Genomic DNA, 23,785 nt, shown 5'->3' with positions numbered 1-23,785 from the left:
GGTTGTGTGTCGTGGGTTACGTTTCCGCGGTAGTCAATCGATTGAACGGAGTGGAACGTGACCGTGGAGCCGACTCTCAGCGGGCGGCGGGTCCTGGTGACCGGTGCCGCCGGGGGCCTCGGGAGGGCGGTCGTGGCGCACCTCGCCGGGTGCGGTGCGCGGGTGGTCGCGGCCGATGTGCGCGAGGACGACGTCGCGGGCGCGGTGCCGCTGGCGGTCGACCTCGCCGACCCCGAGCAGGCCCGGGCGCTGCCCGGGCGGGCGGCGGAGGCGCTCGGCGGGCTGGACGGGCTGGTCAACTGCGCCGGTGCCATGCAGACCAAGGAGCTGGCCCGGCTCACGCCCGAGGAGTGGGGGCGGATCGTCGACCTGAACCTGACGTCGGTCTTCCACGTCGTCCAGCAGGCGGCGGCGTTGATGGAGAACGGCGCGATCGTCACGCTCGCGTCGGTCGCGGCGCGGTCGGGACGTCCGAACGCGGCGCACTACGCGGCGTCGAAGGCGGCGCTGCTGTCGCTGACGAAGTCGGCGGCGCTGGCGTACGGACCGGCGGTGCGGGTCAACGCGGTCTGTCCCGGCGTGTTCATGACGCCGATGTGGGAGGGGATCATCGCCGAGCGCGAGCGCAGATTCGGGGCCGGGGCGGGCCGTGCCTACCTCGACGAGGTGACGGGGGCGACCGCGCTGAAGCGGGACGGGCGTCCCGAGGAGCTCGCCGCGGTGGTGGCGTTCCTGCTCAGCGACCTCGCCTCGTACGTGACGGGCCAGGCGATCAACGTCGACGGCGGACTGGAGATGGACTGATGGGTCACCTGCTGTCCGCGCTGTACCGGGACGAGGAGATGGTGCGCGTCTGGTCGCCGGAGAACACCGTCGACGCCTGGTTGCGGACCGAGTCGGCGCTCGCCCAGGCCCAAGCGGACGTGGGGTTGCTGACGAGGGACGACGCCGACGCCGTGAGCGCCGTCTGCCGTGCCGAGCTGATCGACATGGACCTGCTGTGGGAGCGGTCGCGCAACGTCGGGTATCCGATCCTCCCGCTGATCCGGCAGCTCGCCGGGCACCTGCCGCAGGGGCCGGACGGGCGGGTCCACTACGGCGCCACGACCCAGGACATCATGGACACCGGGCTGGCGCTGCAGCTCGTCCGGTCGTGCGACCGGCTGATCGAGCTCGCGGTGCGGTTCGGGGACGCGCTGGCGGAGCTGACCGGCGCGAACGCCAAGGTGGTGATGGCCGCGCGCACGCACGCGCAGCAGGCCGTCCCGACGACGTTCGGCGCGAAGACGGCGGTGTTCCTCGGGGAGGTGGCCCGGGAGGTCGCCGAGGTCCGCCGGGCGCGCGCGGACGTGGGCGTGGTGTCGCTGTTCGGTGCGGGCGGCACGAACGCGGCCATGGGCGAGGACGGTGCGCGGGTGCGGAGCGGGGTCGCGCGGCGGCTCGGGCTCGCCGACACCGACGTGCCGTGGCACGTGGCGCGCGACCGGGTCGCCCGGTTCGGGCAGGCGTGCTCGCTGCTGGCCGCGACGTGCGTGCGGTTCGCCCGCGAGGTCGTCGACCTGTCCCGGACGGAGATCGGCGAGGTCGGGGAAGAGGGCGGGCACCATCGCGGGGCGTCGTCGACGATGCCGCAGAAGGTCAACCCGATCTACTCCGAGGCCGTCATCGGCTACGGCGTCGCGGCCGCCGGGGCGTCCGCCCTGCTCGGCCGGGCGATGGAGGCGGGGCACGAGCGCAGCGCCGGGGAGTGGCAGGTCGAGTGGCTCGCGGTGCCGCAGGTCGCCGAGTACACGGCCGCGGCCGTCCGGCTGGCGGGCGAGACGGCCGGTTCGCTGCGGGTGTTCCCCGACCGGATGCGCGCCAACGTGGAACTGGACGGCCTGCTGATGAGCGAGGCGCTGATGATGCGGCTCGCGCCGGCGCTGGGCCGCGAGCGGGCGCACGACCTGGTGTACGCGGCCGCGGCGCGGGCCCGCGCCGAGGGCGGCGACCTGGTCGCGACGTGCGTGCGCGACCTGCCCGACGAGGTCCGCGCGGCGGTCGGGCCGCTGAAGCTGGACCCGTCCGACTATCTGGGCGAGGCGATGTCGGTCGCGGCCGGCGCGCTGCGCGAGTGGAAGTCCGTCCGCGACGAAGGAGGGAAGCAGTAATGGACGATACGGAGCGGCTCGCCGATCTGCACGCGATGTGGCGCGTCCGGGCGCTGGAGGAGAAGATCCGCGAACTGCGGATCGGCGGGGAGGTCGTCGGGTCGGTGCACCTGTGCATCGGCCAGGAGGCCGGGCCGGTGGGCGCCTGCACGGAGCTCGGCCCGGACGACGCCCTGTTCGCGACCTACCGGGGGCACGGCTGGGCGCTCGCGCGGGGCGTGCCCGCCGAGGGCGTCATCGCCGAGTGCGCGGGACGCGCGACGGGCGTCAACGGGGGCCGGGGCGGTTCGGCGTACTTCACCGCGCCCGAGCACGGTTTCCACGGCGAGAACTCGATCGTCGGGGCCGGGCTCCCGATCGCGGTGGGCGCCGCGCTGGCCGGACGGTTCGACGGGAGCGGGCGCGTCGCGCTGACGGTCTGCGGGGACGGTGCGCTGAACCAGGGCGCGTCGCACGAGGCGCTGAACATGGCCGCCGCGTTCAAGCTGCCGGTCGTGTTCGTCTGCGAGAACAACTACTGGTCGGAGCTGACCCCGATCGACGAGATGGTCGGGGAGCCGGAGCTGTGGCGCCGCGCCGCCGGGTACGGCATGGCCGGGGCACGGGTGGACGGCAACGACCCGGCCGCCGTGCGGGCGGCCGTGCGGGACGCGGTCGGACGGGCGCGTTCGGGCGGCGGCCCGATGCTGCTGGAGCTGATGACGCAGCGGCTCGTCGGCCACTACATCGGGGACGTCGAGCAGTACCGCAGGCCGGGCGAGCTGGACCGGGCCCGCGAGGAGGAACCGATCGCCCGGCTGACCCGGGAGCTGGCGGCGGCGGCCGTCCCCGCCGCACGGATCGAGGACGCGCGGGCGCGGGCCCGCGCCGAGATCGAGGAGGCCGCCGCGGCGGCACTGGCCGCTCCGCCCGCCGATCCCGACACCGCGAAGGACCACGTCTATGCCTGAGACCACCGCAGAGACCAGGAAGCTGAAGTACGGAGAGGCCGTCAACGCGGCGCTGGCCCGGCTGCTGGAGGAGGTGCCCGAGACCCTCCTGTACGGGGAGGACGTCGCGAAGCCGGGCGGCGTGTTCGGCGTGACGCGCGGGCTGCGCCGCAAGTTCGGCGAGCGGGTGTTCGACACCCCGATCAGCGAGGCCGCGATCCTCGGCAGCGCGGTCGGCGCGGCGCTGATGGGCGCCCGGCCGATCGTAGAGATCATGTGGGCGGACTTCTCGCTGGTGGCGCTGGACCAGCTCGTCAACCAGGCGGCGAACGCCCGGTACGTCTCGCGGGGCGCGGCGCCCGCACCGATCGTCGTCCGCACCCAGCAGGGGAACGCGCCGGGGGCGTGCGCGCAGCACTCGCAGTCGCTGGAGGCGCTGTTCCTGCACGTCCCCGGGCTGCGGCTGGCGATGCCGCGGACCGCGCAGGACGCCCATGACGTGCTGGTCGCCGCGGTGCACGCCGACGACCCGGTGATCGTCGTGGAGAACCGGTCGCTGTACTTCGGCGACAAGGCGGAGGTCGAGCTGGGCGGCGCGCCGCGGCCGATGGGCTGGTCGCACCTGCGGCGGCCGGGCCGCGACGTCACGGTGGTGAGCTGGGGCGCGGTGGCCGGGCAGGCGCTGGCGGCGGCGGAGAGCCTGGCGGCGCGCGGCGTCGAGGCGGAGGTCCTGGAGCTGACCTGGCTGAACCCGCTGGACCTGGACGCCGTGCTGGCGAGCGTCGCGCGGACGCGGCGGCTCGCGGTGGTGCACGAGGCGAACGTGACGGGCGGCTTCGGCGCCGAGATCGTCGCGCGGGTCGCGGAGGCGGGCATCGGCCTGGACGCGGCGCTGGTGCGGATCGGCGCCCCGGACGTGCGGATCCCGGCGGCGCCGGGGCTGGCGGCGGCGGTGCTGCCGACGGCCGGGCCGATCGCGGCCCGGATCGCCGAGACGGCGGCGGCCTGACCGGCCGTCCCTCCCTTAGTCAATCGTTAGAACGGAGGTGCCGCGGATGGCACGGAGGCAGACGCTGGCGGCCGCTGCGGCGGCGCTCGCGATGGCGGCGCTGGCGGCGGGGTGCGGGCAGGCCGGCGAGACGGAGGCGGCGGCGGACAAGGGCGAGCTGACCGTCGGGGTGTCCACCCTGGGGCAGAGCTTCCCGTTCCCCGCCGCCGTCACCAAGGGGATCAAGGCCGAGGCGGAGCGGCTCGGCGTCGAGGTGATCGAGGTCGACGCGCAGGGGGAGGCGCAGAAGCAGTCCAGCGACATCCAGGACCTCATCGGCCAGCAGCCGGACGGCGTGCTGCTGCTGCCCGTCGACTCCAGCGTCGCGGCCGGGATGGCCGACGGCCTGAAGCAGGCCGGGATCCCGACCGTCGCCGTCGCGTCCCAGGTCGGCGACCCGAAGTCCCGCGAGCTCACCGACGTCTACCCGGGCCTGGTCGCGCTCGCGACGCAGGACGAGTACGCGGCCGGGCGCACGGCGGGCGAACTGGCGCTCGAAGTGCTCCCCGACGGCGGCGAGATCGCGGTCGTCGAGGGGACGGCCGGGTTCGCCGAGACCCACCAGCGGTACCGCGACTTCGAGGCGCCCGCGAAGGAGAAGGGCGTCGAGCTGAAGGTCGTGGCGCGGCAGCCCGGCGACTGGCTGCCGGAGAAGGCGCAGTCGGCCTGCCAGAACATGCTGGCCGCGCACCCGGACGTCAAGCTGTTCTACGCCGAGAGCGACGACATGGGCGTCGGCTGCGCGAAGGCGGTGAAGGCGGCCGGATCGGACGCCGCCGTCATCGGCGTCGGCGGCTCCAAGCTCGGCATCGACGGCGTCAAGAGCGGCGACCTGTACGGGACGGTCTGCTACAAGCCCGAGGACCTCGGCGCGCGCGCCATGAAGGTGCTGCACGAGCAGCTCACCGGCGCGAAGAAGCACGACGCCGAGTTCGTCACCTACGACACCCCGGCGATCACGAAGGACAACGTCGGCGAGTGCAAGCCGCAATGGTGAGGCCCGCGGCTGCGGACGCGGAAGGGAAGGAGGAAGCCATGCCGGAGGCACCGCCGGACGCACGGCCGGACGGCGAACCGCTCCTGCTCCTCGACGGCGTCACCAAGACGTTCCCGAACGGGACGCGCGCGCTGCGCGGCATCTCCCTCGCGGTGCGGCCGGGCAGCGTGCACGGGCTCGTCGGCGCGAACGGCGCGGGCAAGTCCACCCTCGTGAAGATCATCTCCGGGGCGCATCCGCCGAGCGGCGGCGTGCTGCGCTGGGCCGGCCGGGACCGCCGCTGGCGCGCCCCCGGCGCCGCCCGCAAGGCGGGGATCGCGACGATCCACCAGCACGTCCCGCTGGTGCCCACCCTCACCGTCATCGAGAACGTGTTCCTCGACCGGTCGGGCGCCTGGCGGATGACGCGCGACCTGCGCGCGGAGTTCGGCGCGCTCGTCGAACGGCTCGGCTACCCCGTCGACCCGGACGCGGTCGTCGGCGACCTGCCGATCGGCGCCCGGCAGATGGTGTCGGTGCTGCAGTCCCTCGCGGCGGGCGCCCGGCTGGTGGTGATGGACGAGCCCACGGCGTCGCTGTCGGACAAGGAGCGGCGGGTCGTGTTCGACGCCGTGCGGCGGCTGTCGGCGCAGGGCACCGCGTTCCTGTACATCTCGCACTTCTTCGACGAGATCTTCGAGCTGACCGACCACACGACGGTCATCCGCGACGGCGAGACGGTGCTCGACGAGGCGACCGACGCGGTCACCGAGGGCATGCTCGTCCGCGCCGTCACCGGCCGGGAACTGCTCGCCGTCGAACGCGAGGGCGAGCCGGAGCCGGACGCCGCCGCGCCGGTCGTCCTGCGGGTGGCCGGGCTGTCGTCGGCGACGGGCGTGCGCGACGTCTCGTTCGACGTGCGCGCCGGGGAGATCGTCGGCGTCGCCGGGCTGCTCGGCGCCGGACGGTCGGAGCTGCTGCGCGCGGTGTTCCGCGACGACTCGTCCGCCACCGGCACCGTCAGCGTCGGCGGCACCGAGGTCGCGAACTCGGCGCGGGCCGCCGTCGGGGCGGGCATGGCGTACGTCCCGGAGGACCGCGCCGGGCAGGGGCTGCACGGCGGGCTGCCGCTGTGGAAGAACATCTCCCTGCCCGACCTGGCCCGGCTGTCGCGCGGACGGCTGGTGCCGCGCGCCGACGACGAGCGGGCCCGCGCGGAGCGGGCGGTCGCGGACCTCGGCATCGTCACCGCCGGGGTCGACGCCGTGCCGGGCGAGCTGTCCGGCGGCAACGCCCAGAAGGTCGTGTTCGCGAAGTGGATGTACGCCGACACGCGCGTGTGGCTGCTCGACGAGCCGACCGCGGGCGTGGACGTCGGCGCGAAGGCCGACCTGCTGCGGCTCGTCCGCCGGTTCGCGGCGCAGGGCAAGGCGGTCGTCCTCGTGTGCAGCGAGTTCGAGGAGCTGCTGTCGGTCGCCACCCGGGTGCTCGTCGTCCGGGGCGGCCGGATCGTCGCCGAGCGGCGCGCCGCGCAGACCACCGAGGAGGAGCTGCTGATGCTGGCCCACGGCCTGCGGACGCGGCGGCCGGCGCGGCCCGAGCCGTCCGGCCGGAACGAAGAAGAAGAGGTGCCGCGTGAGCACTGAGACCACGTCCGGACGGCCGCGGCTCCCCGCCGCGCTGCGGCTCGGCAACGCGGGCGTCGTGTACGCGCTCGTCCTGCTCGTCGCCGTCCTGACCTTCGCGGCGCAGGCCCAGGGGCGGGTGTTCTACCTGGGGCCGACGAACGTCGCGAACATCCTCGACCAGACCACGCTGATCGGCCTGATGGCGGTCACCACCACGATCGTCCTGATCAGCGGCAACTTCGACCTGTCGGTGGGCGCCGTCGCCGCGCTCGGCGCGGCGGTCTGCCTGAGCCTGGCCGACGACATCGGGTTCTGGCCCGCACTCTTCGCCGCGCTCGCCGTCGGCGCCGTCATCGGCCTGTTCAACGGCGTGGTGGTGCAGTACTTCGGCATCAACGCGTTCATCGTGACGCTGGGCACCATGACCGCCATTCGCGGGGTCGTGCTCATCGTCACCGACGGCCGGACCGTCACGGCGCCCGAGGGCGCGGTCCGGGACGGGCTGCGCGCCGTCGACGGCGGCTCGTGGATCACCCCGAACCTCTACCTGCTCGCGGGCATCGTCGTGCTGGCGGTCGGCGCGTGGCGGGCCGCGCGGTCGAAGGAGTGGCGGCCGCCGCGGATCCTGGTGCCGCTCGTCGCCGGGGTCGTGCTGATCGCCGCGTCGCCCGTCGCGATCTTCACGATCCGCATCACCCAGCGGACCCTCTACCTGCTGCTGCTGGCGATCGTCGCGGCGTGGGTGCTGCGCTACACCACGATCGGGAGGCGGCTGTACGCGTCCGGCGGCAACCCGGAGGCGGCCCGGCTGTCGGGCATCGCGGTCGACCGGTACAAGGTCGTCGCGTTCGTCCTCAACGGGACGGTCGCGGCGTTCGTCGGCGTCCTGTACGCCGCCCGGCTCGGCTCGATCAACCCGAGCGCCCTGTCCGGCTTCGAGCTGACGGCGCTGGCCGCCGCGATCCTCGGCGGGACGTCGCTGTTCGGCGGCCTCGGCAGCGTCGGCAAGTCGCTGGTCGGCGCGCTGATCCTGATCACCCTGCGGAACGGGTTCAACATCCTGAACCTCGGCGCGAACTGGCAGGGCCTGGTCGAGGGCGTCGTGCTGATCGTCGCCGCCGGGGTCTACACGATCTCGCTGCGGCGCGGCCAGACCCGGCGGATCAGGGAGGCCGAGACGCCCGCCGCGACCGGGCCGTCCGGCGAGGACGGGCCGGAGCCGCCGCCACCGCCCGAGAAACCGACGGTATCCGCGCAGCCGGGTGCGGCCGTCCGGAAGGAGGACTGAGCCGATGCTCGCCGCGATCTGGCACTTCAGCTTCCACGTCGCCGACCTCGACCGGTCGGTCGCGTTCTACCGCGACGTCCTCGGCATGGACCTCGTGCACGTCCAGGACCAGGACAACGAGTACACGCGGGCGCTCGTCGGCTACCCCGACGCGCGCCTGCGGGTCGCGCAGCTCGCCGTCCCCGGACGGCCCGCGCACGTCAGCACCCACGACCTGGAGCTGGTGGAGTACGTGGTCCCGCGCGGCGAGCGCCAGGACCCCGCCCGGCACCATCCGGGCGCCGCGCACATGGCGTTCGCGGTCGCCGACGCCGCCGCCGAGCACGACCGGCTCGCCGCCCTCGGCGTCCGGTTCGTGTCGCCGCCCAACCGCATCACGGCGGGCGCAAACACCGGCGGCGCGGCCTGCTACTTCCTGGACCCCGACGACATCACGCTCGAACTCGTCCAGCCGCCGCCGCACCGCGCGGCGCTGCTCCCGGGAGGTTCCGCGTGAAGGTCGCGCTGCACAGCGTCCTGCGCGAAGGGCGCGAGGACGACTACGACCGGGAGCACGCCGCCGTCCCGGACGACCTGCTCGCCGCGCTGCGCCGCGCCGGGATCCGGGACTGGACGATCTGGCGCAGCGGCCGCGACCTGTTCCACCTGGTCGACGCCGACGACTTCGCCGCCGCCCTCGAAGTCCTCGCGGGCGACCCCGCCGACCAGGCGTGGCAACGGCACATGGGGGAGTTCGTCGACCGCTTCGAACCGGGGGAGGACGGCCGGACGAACGCGCTCGCGAAGGTGTGGAATCTTCGGGAGCAGTCGCCGCGCCCCGGGGAGGAACACTCGTGATCATCGACGCGCACCAGCACTTCTGGAACCTCGACCGGGTCGAGTACCCGTGGCTGACGCCCGACCAGGGCCCCATCCACCGGACGTTCGAGGAGCACGACCTCGAACCGCTGCTGGACGCGTGCGGGGTCGACGGGACGGTCCTCGTCCAGTCCGCCGACTCCTACGCCGACACCGACTACATGCTGGAGGTCGCCGACCGCTGGCCGCGCGTGCGGGCGGTCGTCGGCTGGGTGCCGCTGCTGCGCCCGGACGAGGCCGCCGCCGCGCTGGACCGCTACCGGCGGGACCCGCGCTACGTCGCGTCCGGCACCTGATCCACGACGAGCCCGACCCGGACTGGCTGCTGCGGCCGCAGGTACGGGACGGGCTGGACGCGCTCGCCGAACGGGACCTGACGTTCGACGTCGTCGCCGTCCGGCCCCGGCATCTGGAGCACGTGCCGCTGCTCGCCGAACGGCATCCGGACCTGCGGCTGGTGATTGACCATCTCGCCAAGCCGCCGATCGCCGAGCGCGGCCGCGAACCCTGGGCGGGCCTGCTCGCCCGCGCCGCCGAGCACCCGAACGTCCACGCCAAGGTGTCCGGGCTGAACACGGCCGCCGACTGGGAGACCTGGACGGCCGCCGACCTGCGCCCCTACGCCGAGCACGCGTTCGAACTGTTCGGCGCCGGCCGGCTGATGTTCGGCGGCGACTGGCCCATCTCCGTCCTCGCCGGCGGCTACCGCAAGGTGTGGGACGAGACCGCGAACCTCCTCGACGACCTGGGCCTCGACCCCGCCGACCGGGCGCGCGTCCTCGGCGGGACCGCCGCCGACGTCTACCGCATCCCCGACCCCGCCTGACCTACCCGGAGCCGCCCTCATGCTCGACCTGTTCGCCCCGATCGCCGCCGAGACCCGCGTCTCGTCCCCGAGCACCACCGGCGGCCGATCGCCGTCGTCGGTGCGGGCGCGATCGTCGACGTCGCGCACCTGCCCGCCTACGCCGCGCACGGGCTGCCCGTCCGCGGGATCTTCGACCTCGACGGGGACCGCGCCCGCGAGGTCGCCGCCCGGCACGGCGTCCCGCACGTCTACGACTCCCTCGACGACCTGCTGACGGACGACGGGGTCGAGGTCGTGGACATCGCCGTCGTCCCGCACGCGCAGCCGCCGATCGCGCGGGCCGCGCTGGCGGCGGGCAAGCACCTGCTGTGCCAGAAGCCGCTCGCGCCCGACCTCGCCGAGGCCCGCGAGCTCGCCGCGCTCGCCGAGGCGGGCGGCCGCCGCCTCGCCGTCAACCAGCAGCTCCGCTGGGACGAGGGGATCGCCGCGGCCCGCGCCATGGTCCGCGCCGGCTGGATCGGGACGCCCACCGCGATGTCGTTCAACGTCGACGTGAAGACCGACTGGAGCGGCTGGTCCTGGCTCGTCCGCTCCGAACGCCTCGAAATCATGTACCACTCGATCCACTACCTCGACGCGGTGCGCAGCATCCTGGGCGACCCCGTCCGCGTCTTCTGCGCCGCGTCCCGTACGCCGGGCCAGGCGGAGACGGGCGAGTCCAGGACGATGAGCACCCTGCTGTTCGAGGACGGCGCCCGCGCGCTCCTGCACGTCAACCACGAGAACCGCACCGGCGACTTCCGCGCCGAGTTCCGGATCGACGGCGACAAGGGCGCGATCCGCGGCACCCTCGGGCTGCTGTACGACTACCCGCACGGCCGTCCCGACACCCTGGAGGTGTCCAGTTCCACGGCGCCCACCGACGGCTGGACGGCCTACCCGGTGACCGAACGGTGGATCCCCGGCGCGTTCGCCGGGCCGATGGCCGGGCTGCTGCGCTGGATCGCCGAGGACGAGCCGTCTCCCACGGCCGCGCGCGCGAATCTCGGTACGCTGGAACTCGTCCAGGCTCTGTACAAATCCATCGACAGCGGTGAGGCTCAGTCACTGTGACCCAGTCGACCGGGGGCGGCCGTTCGCGGGCCCGCCGGGTGACGCTCGCCGACGTCGCCCGCAAGGCGGGGGTCGACAAGGCGGTCGTGTCGCGCGTCGTCAACGCCGACCCCCTGCTGAACATCCGCCCCGAGACGCGGGCCAGGGTGAACGCCGCCCTCAAGGAACTCGACTACCGGCCGAACGTCGCGGCGCGCAGCCTGCGCACGGCGAAGGCCGGGACCGTCGGGCTGTACATCCCCGACTTCGCCAACCCCGTCTACGCGGAGATCATCACCGGTGCGGAGACCGCGGCCGCGGACCTCGGCTGCGCGCTGATGGTCGGTTCGTCCACCGCCGGACGCGGCGCGCGGAGCTACCTCGACCTGCTCGGGCAGGGACGCGTCGACGGGCTGCTCCTCGCCGGGGGCACGATCACCGACGAGGAGCAGGCCACCCTCGCCGACCGGGGGCTGCCGTGGCTGTTCGTCAACCGCCGCGGCCCCGCCTCCGGCCGGTACGTCATCCTCGACGACGTGCTCGGCGCCCGCGTCGCCGTCGACCACCTGCTCGACCTCGGCCACCGCCGCATCGCGCACGTCGGCGGGCCGCCCGGCGCCGACACCGCGCACCGCCGCCACGACGGGTACGCGACGGCGCTGCGCTCGGCGGGCCTCGACGAGGACCCGCGGCTCGTCGTCCGGGACGTGTACGGACCGCGGCGGCGTCCAGGCGGTGCAGCGGCTCCTGGACGGTCCGGAGCCGCCGACCGCGATGTTCGTCGCGAACGTCGCGTCCGCGATCGGCGTGCTCAGCGCGCTGCGCGCCCGCGGCGTCTCGGTCCCGGCGGAGATGTCGGTGGTCGCGGTGCACGACCTGCCGCTGGCCGAGCACCTCGTCCCGCCGCTGACCACGGTCCGGATGCCGCTGCGCGCGCTCGGCGCGCGCGCCACCAAGCTCCTGCTGTCGGTGCCCGCCGACCATCCGGTCGAGGAGATCGTGCGGGAGCCGATCGAACTGATCGTCCGGCAGTCCACGGCCAAGCCGCGCTGACGCGCGGATCGGAACCGCGAAGACGGCCGCGGCACCCGGAACCGGGTGCCGCGGCCGCCTTCGCGGCGGCTAGCGGGGGGTCACTCCACGCCGAGCGTGCGGTCGCCGAGCCGCCGGACGTCCGTCGCCGGCTTCCCGTCGACGCCGTCGAAGCGGAACGACGGGAACGGACGGTCGGCCCGTTCGACGACGTAGGACCGCCCGTCCTCGACCCGGAACCGGATCACCTCGTCGCCGGTCGGCGGCACGATCGGACGGCCGCGCCCGGTGTCGCCGTCGACGACCCGCACCCGCTCGCCCGGCCACGGGTTGGCGATCGCGAGCGTGCCGTCGCCGCCCGCCTCGACGCCGACGAGGTTCGGCACACCGTCGCGCACTTCGGTGCTCACCCGGTGCCCGCCCTCGACCTGCACGGACCCGGCGACGTCCCAGCCCTTCGGCCACGCCGACGCGACCCGCACGACGCCCTCGTACGACTGGACGAGCGACTCCTGCAGCGACGAACCGACCACCGCGTTCCAGCCGTTGTAGTAGTTCGTCATCTCGGTCGGATCGTCGTCGACGCTGTGCGAGCCGAACCCGTTCGGGAAGATCTGGAAGTCCCCGGTGCCCTGCACGAGCAGGTTCCGCATCTCCCCGGACAGCCCGAGCCGGGCGGCGAGCAGCGCGTCCTCCGCCCACTCCCGCGTGTTCACGAACACCCGGTTGCGGAACGTCGACTGCATGAGCTCGGAGTCCCGGCCGTAGAGGCCCCACGGGAACAGCGGCTCGGTGTCGGGGTTCTGCGTGTTGTGCGCCTCCTCGTCGGTGGCCGACCAGGCGATCACCCGCTCACCGTTGCGGGTGACGGTCCGGAAGTCCGGGATCTTCGGCAGGGCCGCGCGCAGCTCGCGCGCCAGCCCGCGGTCGTCCCGCCGGTCCGCCTGCTCCGCGATCACCGGGAAGATCACCCGCATGGCGGCGAGGTCGGGCGCCGGGTCGGTGGCGTCCCACTGCGTCTCCATGGCGTTGACGTTGTGGAGGTGCAGCTTCCCGTCGTCGCCCTCTTCGAGGATCGACAGGTAGAACCGCGCCACGTCCCTCATCAGCGGGTACGCCTCGTCCAGGATGTCGCGGTCCCCGGTGTAGCGGTACTGGAGCCACAGGTTGTGGACGACCTCGGGCCCGGTCGTGACGATGCGGTTGAGCCAGTCCGGCGGCCGCTCGCTGTCGCACGCCTCGGCCGTCCCGTCGTACCGCAGGAACTCGGCCACGCAGACGCCCTCGGCGTCCTTCCAGTAGGTCCTCGTCCAGTCGCGCATCTCCTCCAGCCGGTCGAGGTAGAGCCGGAAGTACGGCTCGTTGAACTCTTCGGTGTCCGCGCCGAAGTTGGTGTAGACGGGCTGGCGCAGGTTGAAGTGCCACCAGTGGTCGGCCGACCAGTGCACCTCGTCCCGCCACGGCGAGAACATGTTGATGACGCCGCCGTGGCTGCTCGGCACCGCCGAGCGCATCGTCGCGGCGGTCATGTAGAGCTGCTGCGCGCGCAGTTGCTCCATGTACTCGCCGACGCCGTCCCGCGACGTGATCCGCATGGGCGCCGCGCCGTCCCAGAACCGGTGCCACCAGGCGCGGTGCGCGCGGTCGCCGTCCGAGGCGCCGCGCAGCGCCTTCGCGGCCGCCGCGCCGAGGTCGCCGCCGGTGTAGGCGGGGACGCCGGTGACGATGCGGAAACCGCCGTCCTTCCGCGGCTTGAAGGTCAGCCGCACCGTCTTGTCGTCGACGACCTTCGCGGTGACGTCCCGTCCGTCGGCGGTCAGCGCGGCGACGGCGCCGGTGAGGCTGCCCGACGCCTCGTCCGCGAACGTCTCCGCCAGCGCCGCGACGCCGCCGCGCGCGTAGGCCGTCGGCGACCGTCCCTCCCACAGCCGCAGGTCGGCGGTCTGCACCCGGTCCGGGTCGGCGCCGGTCACCTCCAGGACGAACTGGTCGCGGTCGGCCCGCACGTAACCGCGCGCGGACATCCCGCCGCCCTGCTGCACCAGGTCGCCCTCGTGCAGCCGCAGCCGTCCCCGGTAGTCCTCCGCCTGCATCAGCGGGAGCAGGCCCGGGACGGTCAGCTGCCCGGCCGACTTCAGGTCGGGGAAGGTGTCGGCGCGGTTGAACTGCGCCATGAACCCGTCCTCGGACCACATGGCGGCGCCCAGCGTCCCGTTGCCGACCGGCATGCTCTGGTACGCCCGCCACGCCGGGCTCTTCAGCACGAAGTCCGACCGCGACACGACCCCGGCCGTGTCGACCTGCAGCTCTCCGTGCCGCCACGCGGTCGTCGGCCGGGCGTCGGGCCCGGCGGCGGCCGCGGTGGCGCCCGTCCCCAGGAGCGTTCCGGCCGCGACCACCGCGACCGCGCCCCGCCACCCCCGCCTCACGTTCTCAGCCCTCTCACGCCGTCCTCCCTCATTGGTCAATCGATTGACTAGATCGATGATCTCGAGTGTCGCACGTCACTCTGGGCTCGGGCAAGATCCGTTGTTCCGGCGAGCGGCGCCGGCTCCCGGGTCCGGGCGGGGTGCCGGACGCGAGAGTCGTGCGGCGGAACAGCAGCGACCCCTGGCCGGTGCTTTCCTCCGTGCGGGCGCCGAATTGATGACGACACGTCGATCGATTCCGTGTTGGAATCGGCTCGGGAAGAAGTGCCCGGTTCGGTCGGGCGGTTGCGGAGGGCGAGGCCATGCGGACCAAGGGCCGGAAGGTACCCGATCCCGGATCGCCGTGGGACGAGATCGTCCCGATGCTGTGGATGGGGGGTCACTTCTACCTGGACGCGACGGGAACGCGGGTCCCGGCCGTCGTGGACCGCGAGTTCGATCTGGTGGTCAGCCTGTACGTGCGCGAGGGGCACGGTCCGGGCGGCGGCGTCGAGCACCGGTGCGCGGAGGTCCCGGACGGGCCGTTGAGCGCGGAGCAGATCGAGAGCGTCTGCCGGGCGGCCGAGTCGGTGGTGGCGGCGGTCCGGGACGGGCGGCGGGTGCTGGTCCGCTGCCACTCCGGCTACAACCGCTCCGGGCTCGTCGTGGCCCAAGCCCTCGTCGACCTTGGGTACACCACCGAGGACGCGATCTTCCTCGTCCGCCACCGCCGGTCGAAGTGGGCGCTGAACAACGCGCTGTTCGTCGACTACCTGGGCACGGGGCTCGACGTCGCGCGGTTGCTGACCGGGCTCGACGCCTGAGAACGATGCACGATCCCTTGCGATCGTCCGAGGCGGTGTCGTCTCTAAGATGGGGGCCATGACGGTCGATGGCGAGGGTTCCGCTCCGGAGGTGCGGCTGCCCCGGATGCAGCAGGGGGCGCAGCCCCAGCACCTGCTGATCACCTTGCTGGGCGACTACTGGCTCGACCGGAACGAGCCGCTGCCGTCGGCGGCGCTGGTGGCGTTGCTGGGCGAGTTCGGGATCTCGCAGGTCGCGGCGCGGGCGGCGCTCAGCAGGCTCGCGCGGCGGGGCCTGCTCCGGGTGTCGAAGGAGGGGCGGCGCTCGTACTACGCGATGACCGGGCGCGCGTCGGAGATGCTGAAGGACGGCGCCCACCGGATCATGTCGTTCGGGCGGAGCGCCGTGCCTGGGACGGGGAGTGGCGGGTCGCCGCGTTCTCCGTGCCCGAGGGGCAGCGCGACCTGCGGCACGCCGCCCGGACGCGGTTGCGCTGGTCGGGCTTCGCCCCGCTCTACGACGGCGTGTGGATCTCTCCGCACGACGTCGCGGAGGAGGCGGCGCGCTCGCTGGCCGAACTGGACCTGAAGAGCTACAGCGTGGTCGTCGCGCGGGTACCGGCGGGCGTCCCGCAGGGCCTGGACCCGCTGGACGCCTGGGACCTCGCGGAACTCCGCGCGCGGTACGACCGGTTCGTCGCCGAGCGGGAGGGGCTGCTGCGGCGGGTGCTGGACGGCGACGTCAGCACGTCCGAGGCGCTGCTGGCCCGTACCGAAGTGATGGACACCTGGCGGCACTTCCCGAATCTGGATCCCGAGCTGCCGCCGGAACTGCTTCCCGCCGACTGGCCGCTCAGGCGGGCCCACGACATGTTCGCCCGGCTCTACGACGAGCTCGGCCCGCCCGCGGAGATCCGCGTCCGGCAGATCGTGACGGGGTTCTCGCCCGCGCTGGGCGAGCTGGTGCGGCACCACACCACGCACTCGGTGATCGACGCGGAGTGATCTAGGGTTCCTCCCCTCGGCGTTGCCGAGGGTTTTCGGCGTCTCCGCCGATCCATGGGTGACGCTTGTCATGACGAGCGGATCGGCGGCTTCGGTGCCAGTGCTCGGACGCGACGTCCGGGGCCGACGGCGGTTGCTCTGGGCGGTCACCTTCTCTCATCAGGCGATCCGGGTCTTGACGGGCCTCCGGCGCGCATTGAAGATAGTCACAATTTGTGTCGCTCGACATGAGATGTGAACTTCAATGTGACCTGGAGGATGCCGTGCCGAAGCGTGGATACCGGTCCCGGCCGGTCGCACCGATCGCGGTGGCCGCGGTCATGGCGCTGTCCGGGTGCGGGGCCAGCACGTCCTCCGGGTCGTCGGAGGCGGAGGACCTGCCGGACGGGGCGGTGCAGGCCCTGCACGACCGCCTGCCAGAGAAGGTTCAGCGGGCCGGGGTACTGCGTTTCGCCGGGGATCCGCATCCGCCGTACCGCATCACGGGCACCGGCGGGAAGATCGACAGCGGTCTCACCGTGGACGTCCGCAAGGCGCTCGGACGGGTGCTGGGGGTGCGCACCGAGCTGGTGGAGGTGACCGGGCTGCCCGCGTCGCTGGGCGGCATGCTCGCCGACCGGCACGACGTGTTCAACGGGCCCGTGCAGGACACCGCCGAGCGCGAGAAGCGGTTCGACAACGTGGTGTGGATGACCACGGGGACCTCCTACCTGTTCACGACGGCTTCGGGGGTGAAGGCGTCCAAGGCCGGCGACTTGTGCGGCATGCGGGTGGCGATCGTCGAGGGAAGTGTCGTGGCCGACCATATGGACGGCCTCACCGAGTTCTGCCGGTCGGCCGGGAAGGAGACGCCCACGCCGGTCGGGCTGGCCGACACCAACAGCACGCTGCTGGCGGTGAAGGCGGGACGGGCCGACGCCGCGGGCATGACGCAGAACGCCGCGCTCTACGTGATGCGGCAAGAGAAGAACGTCTACGGGATCGTCACGCAGACGGAGGAGGAGGGCGCGGGGACGGCCGAGCTCGCGTTGCTTGCGCCGAAGAAGAGCGGACTCGGGCCGGTGATCCTCGACGCGTTCAAGGAACTCGTCCGCACCGGCGAGTACGAGAAGATCATGACGCGGTGGGGGATGCGGGAGGTCATGGTCCCCGAGCCGAAGATGAACGTCGCGTCGGGCGGCGCCTCGTGAAGGCGGATCTCGCACCCGGGGCGGTGGCCGAGGCCCTGGACGACGTCGCCGGCGCCCGCCGTCGCGTCCACCCCGTCCGCTGGGCCGCCGGGATCGTCATGGCGGTGCTCCTGGCGCAGCTCGCGGTGTTCATGGTGACCGATCCGGCGTTCGAGTGGGACGTCGTGGCCGACCACCTGTTCAGCGCCTCGGTCTTCAAGGGGCTGGGCGTCTCGGTGCTGCTCGCCGTGGTCGCCATGGTGATCGGCTCGCTGCTCGGCGTGTGCCTGGCGGCCGCGGCGCTCAGCGGGTTCGCGCCCGCCCGGTGGCTCGCGACGGCCTACAACACCGTGTTCCGCGGCATCCCTCCGCTCGTCCAGCTCCTGTTCTGGTTCAACCTCGCGTACCTGCTGCCGGAACTCTCGCTGGGGATCCCGTTCGGCCCGAGCTTCCTGTACTGGCAGACCAACAGCGTCATCACGCCGCTGGTCGCGGCGATCGTCGCGCTGTCCCTGCACGAGGGCGGCTACATGGCCGAGATCGTCCGCGGCGGGCTGCTGAGCGTGCCCGCGGGGCAGCGGGACGCGGCGCGGGCGACCGGCTTCACGCCGCCGCAGACCTTCTTCCGCATCACCCTCCCGCAGGCGATGCGGTTCATCGTCCCGCCGACCGGAAGCCAGTTCATCAGCGTCCTGAAGGGAAGCTCCCTGGTGAGCGTCATCGCGATCTCCGACCTCCTGCATTCGGTCCAGGCCGTCTACAGCCGCACGTACGAGGTCGTGCCGCTGCTGCTCGTCGCCTGCATCTGGTACCTGGCGGTGGTGACGGTCCTGTCGGCGGGGCAGCGGCGGCTGGAGCGGCACTTCGGGCGGGGCGCGGCATGAGCGGGACGACCGTGCTGCGCGTGCACGGCGTGCGCAAGACGTTCGGGTCGCACGCGGCCCTCGACGGCGTCGACCTCGACGTCGCCGACGGCGAGGTCGTCACGATCATCGGCCCGTCCGGATCGGGGAAGTCGACGCTCGTCCGCTGCGTGGACCAGCTCGAACCCATCGACGGCGGCGCCATCTACCTGGACGGCGAACTGCTCGGCCACGAACGGCACCGGCGGGGCCTGCGGCCGCTGACCGAGGCCCGGCGCGCGGCGCAGCGCCGCCGGATGGGCATGGTGTTCCAGCAGTTCAACCTCTTCCCGCACTTCACCGTGCTGCGCAACATCACCGAGGGGCCCGTCCGAGTCCACGGGACGTCGCCCCGCGAGGCGGAGCGGCGGGCCCGCCACCTGCTCGAACGCGTCGGGCTCGCGGACAAGGCGGACGAGTACCCGCACCGGCTCTCCGGCGGGCAGCAGCAGCGCGTCGCGATCGCCCGGGCGCTCGCGCCGCGACCGCGGATCCTGCTGTTCGACGAACCGACGAGCGCGCTCGACCCCGAACTGGTCGACGACGTCCTCAAGGTCATCCGGGAGCTCGCCGACGCCGGCATGACGATGGTCGTCGTCACGCACGAGATGGCGTTCGCGCGCGAGGTCGCGGACCGGTGCGTGTTCATGGAGGCGGGCCGGGTGGTCGAGGAAGGGCCGCCCCGGCAGATCTTCGGCGGTGCTCGATCCGAGCGGCTGAGGACTTTCCTGTCCAGATTCTCCGAGGAGGGCGATGCGGGCCATGGACGCGACGACGGTGCTGGCGGTCGGTGACCTGATCCTCGACGAACCCGAACCGGCCTCGTTCTTCGCCCCCGCGAGCGCGGCACTGGCCGCGGGGACGATCGTGATCGGGCATGTCGAGGTGCCGCACACCGACTCGTCCGAGCAGCGCGGCACGGACGTCCCCGCGCGACCGGCGGACCCCGCGGCGCTGCGGGCGGTCGCGGGCGCCGGGTTCGGGGTGGTCACCCTCGCGGGGAACCACATCGCCGACTGCGGGGACAAGGGCGTGCTCGACACCGTCCGGCACGCGCGGGACGCCGGGCTCGCGGTCGCGGGCGCCGGGGCGGACCTGGACGAGGCGAAGCGGCCCGCGATCGTGGAACGGAACGGGCTCCGCGTCGGCGTGCTGAGCTACAACTGCGTGGGGCCGCGGGAGTCGTGGGCGACGTCGGCCAAGCCGGGGTGCGCCTACGTGCACGTCCTGACCCACTACGAACTGGACCACGCGAGCCCGGGCGGGCCGCCGAAGGTCTACACGTTCGCCGACCCCGACGGGCTCGCCGCGATGGCGCGCGACATCGCCGCGCTGCGGGCGGACGCGGACGTCGTGTGCGTCTCCTTCCACAAGGGCGTCGGGCACACGCCGGCGAAGGTCGAGCAGTACGAGCGGCAGGTCGCCAGGGCGGCGGTCGACGCGGGCGCCGACGCGGTGTTCGGCCACCACGCGCACATCATGCGCGGGATCGAGGTCTACCGGGGACGCCCGATCTACCACGGGCTGGGCAACTTCGTCACCGTCACCCGCGCCCTCGACCCGGGCGACGGGGACAGCCCGGAGCGGCAGGCGTGGGCGCGGCGGCGGACCGAACTGTACGGATTCGCGCCCGACCCGGACATGCCGTTCTACCCCTTCCATCCCGAGAGCCGGAACACCGCGATCGCCGTGTGCCGGTTCGACGCGTCGGGCGCGCTCGTCGAGGCGGGGTTCGTCCCCTGCCGGATCGACGACCGGGGCCGTCCCGTCCCGCTCGGCGAGCACGACGGGGGCGGGCCGGTGGCCGAGTACGTCCGGCGGATCTCGCGGGAGGCGGGCTTCGGGACGGGCTTCGCCTGGCGCGGCGGCGAGGTCCGCATCGCGAACGAGGGTGACCAGATGCTCGGTGCCGGGGGTGCGAACGCCGGGCGCGACAGCCGACAGGAGAACTACGAGGTGCGAACGCTCGCCACAGATACGCCGACCGTCGTGACGGATGCCGGAGGGGGAACGTGATGGGTGGCAGTCCGCTCGCGGGCCGGATCGTGCTCGACCTGACGACCGCGCTCTCGGGCCCGTACGCGACCCTGCTGCTGGCCGGACTCGGGGCGCGGGTCATCAAGATCGAGAACCCGGCGACGGGCGGCGACTCGTCCCGCGGCAACGCCCCCTACCTCGCCGCGACGGCCTGCGCCTCGCCCGCCGGCACGAGGACGACATGTCCGTCTCGATGCTGCTGCGGGGCCGCGGCAAGGAGAGCGTGACGCTGGACCTCAAGAATCCCGGGGCGCGTCCCGTCTTCGCCGGGCTGGTCCGCGCGGCCGACGTCCTCGTCGAGAACTACAGCCCGGGCGTCACCGAGCGCCTGGGCATCGGCTACGACGAGCTGAGCGGGCTCAACCCGAAGCTCGTCTACACCTCGATCAGCGGGTTCGGTGCGGAGGGCGGCCACGGGCGCAAGGCGATGGACTCGATCGTCCAGGCGCTCAGCGGCGTGATGGCCACCGCCGGTGCGCCGGGCGACGGCCCGGTCCGCTTCGGCCTGCCCATCGGCGACCTGCTCGCCCCCCTGTACGCGGTCATCGGCACGCTGACCGCCGTCATGCAGGCGGACGCCACCGGACGCGGGCAGCACGTGGACGTCTCGATGCTCGGCGCGCTGACCTCGCTCGTCGCGTGCGAGCCGTTCGACGCGTACGAGGCGGTCGGCCTGGCGCAGCGCACCGGCGCGACCGTCCCCCGGCTGGCGCCCTTCGGCGTGTTCGAGGCCCGGGACGGCTGGATCGCGCTGTGCGCCCCGACGGACCGGTTCGCCGCGGGCGTGTTCGCCGCGATGGGCGTGCCGGACGAGCGGTGGCGGGAGCGCTTCGGCCGCCGCGACGACCGGGTCGCCCGCGCGGACGAGCTGCACGCCGTGATCGCCGAATGGGCGCGGGACCGGCCGCGCGCCGAGGTCCTGGCGGCGTTCGAGGGCAACGGGGTCCCGGCGGCGGAGGTGCGCGACCCCGCACGGGCCGTCCGGGACCCGGCCGTCCGCGAACGGGGCGAGGTCGTCGCGATCCGCCACCCCCGGTACCCCGAAGGGCCCGAGCTCTCCGGCACCGGGCTGCCCATCCGGTTCTCGTCGGCGCGGGTCGGCTTCGCGGAGCCGCCGCCGCTGCTGGGCGAGCACAACGTCGCGGTGCTGAAGGGGCTCCTCGGGTACGACGACGCGCGGATCGCCGAGCTGACGAGGGACGCGGTCATATGAGCGCGCTCGACACCCTCCTCGGCGTGTACGCCGGGCGGCCCGCCGCGCCGCGCCCGGCGGACGCGCCGGTCCCGGTGATCGGCCACGTCGGCGCGGACGTGCCCGTCGAGCTGATCACGGCGGCGGGCGCGCTGCCGCTGCGGCTGTCCGGCGGGCCGGGCGAGGACACCGCCGACGGCGACCGCTACCTCGGCCGGGGCGTCGACCCGGCGGCGCGCTCGACGCTCACCCGGCTGCTGGCCGGCCGGTGGGGACGGCTGGACGGGCTGGTCGTCGCGCGCGACTGCGAGGCGTCGCTGCGGCTCTTCTACGCGCTGCGCGAGCTGCGCCGCACCGAGCCCGCGACGGCGCTGCCGCCGGTGCACCTGGCCGACGTGCTGCATCTCCCGCACCGCACCACCACGCGCTACGACCTTCGGCGGCTGCGGGAACTGCGCGACCGGCTGGCGACCTGGACGGGCGGGCCGATCGGCGACGACGCGCTCGCGGCGGCCGTCGCGGCGCACGACGAGAGCCGGCGGCTGCTCGCCGCCGCGGCGGCGGAACTCCGGCGGCGGAGCCCGGCGCGCGTCACCGGCCGGGAATGGCTCGCGATCGTCGGCGCCGGGACGGTCCTGCCCGTCCACGCGTACAACGGGCTGCTCGAACGCCTGCTCGCGGAGGCGGCGGAGCTGCCCCGGCACGACGGCGTCCGGGTCTTCATGACGGGAAGCGGGCACGACTCGCCGGAGGTGTACGAGCGGGTCGAGTCCACCGGCCGGGTGATCGTCGGCGAGGACCACGACTGGGGCGACCTGCTCTTCGAGCGCCGGGTCGGCGGGCGCACGCCGGAGGCCCTCGCGGAGCGGTACCAGTACAACGGCCCGACCGCCCCGCGCGCCTCCATCCGGGCGCGGGCGAGGTACACCGCCATGGCGGTGGAGCGGTGCGGCGCCGAGGAGCTGGTGTCCTGCTGCCGGGAGCACGACGAGGCCGCGGCCTGGGACTTCCCGGCGCAGCGCGAGGCCGCGGGAGTCCCGTCCGTCCTGGTCGAGCGGCAGCCGTACGGGGCGATCGACACGTCCGCGTTCGAGACTTCCGCGTTCCGTTCCGCGCGGACGGGAGGCCGGTGATGCGGCGGTCGGCGGACCGGCGACCGGGGGAACGGCGACCGGGGGAACGGCTCGCGTCGGCGGTGGACGCGACCCGCTACCAGCGCGAATGGTTCCGCGGGCTGCGCGCGGACGCGGCGGGCGGGCGTCCGCTGGCGCTCGTGAACGCCGACGCGCCGCAGGAGATCTTCCGGACGATGGGCGTCCCGTACGTCGTCAACCAGTGGTGGGCGTCGATCGTGGCGGCCAAGCAGCAGACCGGACGGTATCTCGCGCTGCTCCGGAAGAACGGTTACCCCGACTACACCGAACAGTACAGCTCGATATCGCTGGCCTCGATCTTCGAGGACGATCCCGGAACGGCTCCGTGGGGCGGGCTGCCGCGCCCCACGATCGTCCTCGGGGAGACCACGACCGATACCGCGCGCAAAATGTTCGACGTCTGGGACCAGCAGCCGGGGATCACGTACTACGCGCTGGAAAGCGCCGCCGAGAACATCGTTCCGCCGGAATGGTGGGAACTGATGCCGCACCGGTGGGAGACCGCCGTCGGCGGTGCCCGCCTGGACCTGATGGTCGGCGAACTGGAAGGGCTGATCAGGTTCCTGGAGACCACCACGGGACTGGCGTTCAGCGAGACCAGGTTCCGCGAGGTCATGACGCTCATCAACGAGCAGGAGGAATGGAACCGGCGGGCCCGCGACCTCGTCGCCCGCACGCGTCCCGTCCCGCTGCGCGTCGCCGACAGCATCCCCAGCGTGATGGTGCCGCAGTGGCATCGCGGCACCGAATGGGCACGGGACGCCGCGCGCCGCTTCCACGACGAGGTGCGCGAACGGGTCGACGCGGGCGCGGCGGCGTGCGAGACCGAACGCGTCAGGCTCATGTGGATCGGCCGCGGCCTGTGGTCCGACATGGACTTCTACAAGAGCTTCGAAGACCGGTACGGGGCGGTGTTCGTCTGGTCGATGTACCTGGCGATCGCGGCCGACGGTTACATCCGGTACGGGGACGATCCGCTGCGCGCGCTCGCGGCGCGTTTCGCGCCTTCGGCGATCAGCTCTACGTTCCGCCCTGGTCGTCGGAATGGTACGTGAAGGAGGCGCGGCTGCACGGGGTCGACGGTGTGGTCCACCTCGTCTCCGACGACGGCAGGGGCGGCTACTTCACCACGCAGGCGCTGCGCCGCGCGGGAATCCCCGTCATCGAGATCCACGCGGACAACGTCGACAAGCGCACCTACGACGATGCCGCCGTCAAGCGCGAAGTGGGGGAATGGCTGGAATCACAGGTTCTGCCGGAGGCGGCCCGGAAGGAGAAGCGGCCGTGACCGCGGCGGGCCGACGCC

Annotated in this window: 24 protein-coding genes and 3 pseudogenes; 26 read left to right on the top strand and 1 reads right to left on the bottom strand. The window is 73.4% G+C overall.

The window, feature by feature from the left end; genetic code table 11:
- Nucleotides 1-57: 57 nt before the first annotated feature.
- The 14 genes and pseudogenes from BJF79_RS40670 to BJF79_RS52205 form a co-directional block, all read left to right on the top strand.
- A complete protein-coding gene (locus tag BJF79_RS40670; RefSeq protein WP_083734605.1) occupies nt 58-804 on the top strand; it encodes an SDR family NAD(P)-dependent oxidoreductase in 747 nt (248 codons plus the stop codon).
- On the top strand, nt 804-2,150 hold the full coding sequence (locus BJF79_RS40665) for a lyase family protein (protein WP_262403309.1): 1,347 nt from the start codon (nt 804-806) through the stop codon (nt 2,148-2,150). The genes BJF79_RS40670 and BJF79_RS40665 overlap by 1 nt, the downstream gene beginning before the upstream one ends.
- Nucleotides 2,150-3,100, top strand: a complete 951-nt coding sequence (locus BJF79_RS57610) for a thiamine pyrophosphate-dependent dehydrogenase E1 component subunit alpha (protein WP_075905409.1) — start codon at nt 2,150-2,152, stop codon at nt 3,098-3,100. Before BJF79_RS40665 ends, BJF79_RS57610 begins: the two co-directional genes overlap by 1 nt.
- Complete coding sequence (locus BJF79_RS57605; protein ID WP_075905407.1) at nt 3,093-4,088, top strand: alpha-ketoacid dehydrogenase subunit beta; 996 nt, start codon at nt 3,093-3,095, stop codon at nt 4,086-4,088. Before BJF79_RS57610 ends, BJF79_RS57605 begins: the two co-directional genes overlap by 8 nt.
- 46 nt (nt 4,089-4,134) lie before the next feature.
- A complete protein-coding gene (locus BJF79_RS40650) occupies nt 4,135-5,124 on the top strand; it encodes a sugar ABC transporter substrate-binding protein (protein WP_083734604.1) in 990 nt (329 codons plus the stop codon).
- Nucleotides 5,125-5,162: 38 nt separating this feature from the next.
- Nucleotides 5,163-6,749, top strand: a complete 1,587-nt coding sequence (locus tag BJF79_RS40645; protein WP_083734603.1) for a sugar ABC transporter ATP-binding protein — start codon at nt 5,163-5,165, stop codon at nt 6,747-6,749.
- Nucleotides 6,739-8,019 (top strand): ABC transporter permease, encoded by a 1,281-nt coding sequence (locus BJF79_RS40640; RefSeq protein WP_075905405.1) that lies wholly within the window; start codon nt 6,739-6,741, stop codon nt 8,017-8,019. Before BJF79_RS40645 ends, BJF79_RS40640 begins: the two co-directional genes overlap by 11 nt.
- Before the next feature lie 4 nt (nt 8,020-8,023).
- A complete protein-coding gene (locus tag BJF79_RS40635; RefSeq protein WP_075905403.1) occupies nt 8,024-8,515 on the top strand; it encodes a VOC family protein in 492 nt (163 codons plus the stop codon).
- Entirely contained in the window at nt 8,512-8,856 is a 345-nt protein-coding gene (locus tag BJF79_RS40630) for an L-rhamnose mutarotase (protein ID WP_075905401.1), read from the top strand. Before BJF79_RS40635 ends, BJF79_RS40630 begins: the two co-directional genes overlap by 4 nt.
- A complete protein-coding gene (locus BJF79_RS64015) occupies nt 8,853-9,173 on the top strand; it encodes an amidohydrolase family protein (RefSeq protein ID WP_262403308.1) in 321 nt (106 codons plus the stop codon). The genes BJF79_RS40630 and BJF79_RS64015 overlap by 4 nt, the downstream gene beginning before the upstream one ends.
- Nucleotides 9,059-9,703, top strand: a complete 645-nt coding sequence (locus tag BJF79_RS40625) for an amidohydrolase family protein (RefSeq protein ID WP_262403329.1) — start codon at nt 9,059-9,061, stop codon at nt 9,701-9,703. Before BJF79_RS64015 ends, BJF79_RS40625 begins: the two co-directional genes overlap by 115 nt.
- An 87-nt stretch (nt 9,704-9,790) precedes the next feature.
- Nucleotides 9,791-10,798 carry a Gfo/Idh/MocA family protein gene (locus tag BJF79_RS40620; protein ID WP_075905399.1) on the top strand — a complete coding sequence of 336 codons (1,008 nt, stop codon included), beginning with the start codon at nt 9,791-9,793 and terminating at the stop codon, nt 10,796-10,798.
- Nucleotides 10,795-11,397, top strand: a pseudogene (locus BJF79_RS67855) (LacI family DNA-binding transcriptional regulator); the annotation flags it as partial. The gene BJF79_RS40620 and the pseudogene BJF79_RS67855, both read left to right, overlap by 4 nt.
- Nucleotides 11,398-11,464: 67 nt before the next feature.
- Nucleotides 11,465-11,830: pseudogene (locus BJF79_RS52205) on the top strand (substrate-binding domain-containing protein); the annotation flags it as partial.
- An 80-nt stretch (nt 11,831-11,910) separates the two neighbouring features.
- On the opposite strand, the gene BJF79_RS40610 reads toward BJF79_RS52205, so the two are convergent.
- On the bottom strand, nt 11,911-14,238 hold the full coding sequence (locus BJF79_RS40610) for a glycosyl hydrolase family 95 catalytic domain-containing protein (protein WP_143220830.1): 2,328 nt from the start codon (nt 14,236-14,238) through the stop codon (nt 11,911-11,913).
- A 302-nt stretch (nt 14,239-14,540) separates the two neighbouring features.
- Here BJF79_RS40610 and BJF79_RS40605 point away from each other — a divergent pair, with 302 nt between their 5' ends.
- The 12 genes and pseudogenes from BJF79_RS40605 to BJF79_RS63990 all read left to right on the top strand — a co-directional run bounded on the left by BJF79_RS40605 (nt 14,541) and on the right by BJF79_RS63990 (nt 23,767).
- Complete coding sequence (locus BJF79_RS40605; RefSeq protein ID WP_075905395.1) at nt 14,541-15,041, top strand: dual specificity protein phosphatase family protein; 501 nt, start codon at nt 14,541-14,543, stop codon at nt 15,039-15,041.
- 49 nt (nt 15,042-15,090) lie between these two features.
- Nucleotides 15,091-15,309 (top strand): annotated as a pseudogene (locus BJF79_RS67850) (hypothetical protein); the annotation flags it as partial.
- Between the two features lie 155 nt (nt 15,310-15,464).
- Complete coding sequence (locus tag BJF79_RS64000) at nt 15,465-16,025, top strand: PaaX family transcriptional regulator C-terminal domain-containing protein (protein WP_410050207.1); 561 nt, start codon at nt 15,465-15,467, stop codon at nt 16,023-16,025.
- A 263-nt stretch (nt 16,026-16,288) separates the two neighbouring features.
- Complete coding sequence (locus BJF79_RS40595; protein WP_262403305.1) at nt 16,289-17,215, top strand: transporter substrate-binding domain-containing protein; 927 nt, start codon at nt 16,289-16,291, stop codon at nt 17,213-17,215.
- Nucleotides 17,212-18,078 (top strand): amino acid ABC transporter permease, encoded by an 867-nt coding sequence (locus BJF79_RS40590; protein WP_262403304.1) that lies wholly within the window; start codon nt 17,212-17,214, stop codon nt 18,076-18,078. Before BJF79_RS40595 ends, BJF79_RS40590 begins: the two co-directional genes overlap by 4 nt.
- Nucleotides 18,075-18,890 carry an amino acid ABC transporter ATP-binding protein gene (locus BJF79_RS40585; protein WP_075905393.1) on the top strand — a complete coding sequence of 272 codons (816 nt, stop codon included), beginning with the start codon at nt 18,075-18,077 and terminating at the stop codon, nt 18,888-18,890. The genes BJF79_RS40590 and BJF79_RS40585 overlap by 4 nt, the downstream gene beginning before the upstream one ends.
- On the top strand, nt 18,850-20,112 hold the full coding sequence (locus BJF79_RS40580; RefSeq protein WP_262403303.1) for a CapA family protein: 1,263 nt from the start codon (nt 18,850-18,852) through the stop codon (nt 20,110-20,112). Before BJF79_RS40585 ends, BJF79_RS40580 begins: the two co-directional genes overlap by 41 nt.
- Nucleotides 20,112-20,360, top strand: a complete 249-nt coding sequence (locus BJF79_RS63995) for a CoA transferase (RefSeq protein ID WP_262403302.1) — start codon at nt 20,112-20,114, stop codon at nt 20,358-20,360. Before BJF79_RS40580 ends, BJF79_RS63995 begins: the two co-directional genes overlap by 1 nt.
- On the top strand, nt 20,315-21,346 hold the full coding sequence (locus BJF79_RS40575) for a CaiB/BaiF CoA transferase family protein (RefSeq protein WP_262403301.1): 1,032 nt from the start codon (nt 20,315-20,317) through the stop codon (nt 21,344-21,346). The genes BJF79_RS63995 and BJF79_RS40575 overlap by 46 nt, the downstream gene beginning before the upstream one ends.
- Nucleotides 21,343-22,458, top strand: a complete 1,116-nt coding sequence (locus tag BJF79_RS40570; RefSeq protein WP_075905391.1) for a 2-hydroxyacyl-CoA dehydratase family protein — start codon at nt 21,343-21,345, stop codon at nt 22,456-22,458. Before BJF79_RS40575 ends, BJF79_RS40570 begins: the two co-directional genes overlap by 4 nt.
- Nucleotides 22,458-23,534 (top strand): 2-hydroxyacyl-CoA dehydratase family protein, encoded by a 1,077-nt coding sequence (locus tag BJF79_RS40565; protein ID WP_262403300.1) that lies wholly within the window; start codon nt 22,458-22,460, stop codon nt 23,532-23,534. Before BJF79_RS40570 ends, BJF79_RS40565 begins: the two co-directional genes overlap by 1 nt.
- The gene (locus BJF79_RS63990) at nt 23,531-23,767 is read left to right on the top strand and encodes a 2-hydroxyacyl-CoA dehydratase family protein (RefSeq protein WP_262403299.1); all 237 of its coding nucleotides are present in this window, start codon (nt 23,531-23,533) and stop codon (nt 23,765-23,767) included. The genes BJF79_RS40565 and BJF79_RS63990 overlap by 4 nt, the downstream gene beginning before the upstream one ends.
- Nucleotides 23,768-23,785: the final 18 nt, after the last annotated feature.

Origin of the sequence: Actinomadura sp. CNU-125 (genome assembly GCF_001942465.1) — a bacterium.
In the GTDB taxonomy this organism is placed as follows: domain Bacteria; phylum Actinomycetota; class Actinomycetes; order Streptosporangiales; family Streptosporangiaceae; genus Spirillospora.
Note: the sequence above shows the minus strand (reverse complement) of the source record. Positions and strands in the feature narration are given on the sequence as shown.

Coding starts and splice junctions, on each gene's coding strand:
- BJF79_RS40605 (WP_075905395.1), top strand. CDS start 14,541: ATGCGGACCAAGGGCCGGAAGGTACCCGATCCCGGATCGCCGTGGGAC.
- BJF79_RS57605 (WP_075905407.1), top strand. CDS start 3,093: ATGCCTGAGACCACCGCAGAGACCAGGAAGCTGAAGTACGGAGAGGCC.
- BJF79_RS63995 (WP_262403302.1), top strand. CDS start 20,112: ATGGGTGGCAGTCCGCTCGCGGGCCGGATCGTGCTCGACCTGACGACC.
- BJF79_RS40585 (WP_075905393.1), top strand. CDS start 18,075: ATGAGCGGGACGACCGTGCTGCGCGTGCACGGCGTGCGCAAGACGTTC.
- BJF79_RS40570 (WP_075905391.1), top strand. CDS start 21,343: ATGAGCGCGCTCGACACCCTCCTCGGCGTGTACGCCGGGCGGCCCGCC.
- BJF79_RS40665 (WP_262403309.1), top strand. CDS start 804: ATGGGTCACCTGCTGTCCGCGCTGTACCGGGACGAGGAGATGGTGCGC.
- BJF79_RS40580 (WP_262403303.1), top strand. CDS start 18,850: ATGCGGGCCATGGACGCGACGACGGTGCTGGCGGTCGGTGACCTGATC.
- BJF79_RS40645 (WP_083734603.1), top strand. CDS start 5,163: ATGCCGGAGGCACCGCCGGACGCACGGCCGGACGGCGAACCGCTCCTG.
- BJF79_RS40650 (WP_083734604.1), top strand. CDS start 4,135: ATGGCACGGAGGCAGACGCTGGCGGCCGCTGCGGCGGCGCTCGCGATG.
- BJF79_RS40565 (WP_262403300.1), top strand. CDS start 22,458: ATGCGGCGGTCGGCGGACCGGCGACCGGGGGAACGGCGACCGGGGGAA.
- BJF79_RS57610 (WP_075905409.1), top strand. CDS start 2,150: ATGGACGATACGGAGCGGCTCGCCGATCTGCACGCGATGTGGCGCGTC.
- BJF79_RS40575 (WP_262403301.1), top strand. CDS start 20,315: ATGTCCGTCTCGATGCTGCTGCGGGGCCGCGGCAAGGAGAGCGTGACG.
- BJF79_RS40635 (WP_075905403.1), top strand. CDS start 8,024: ATGCTCGCCGCGATCTGGCACTTCAGCTTCCACGTCGCCGACCTCGAC.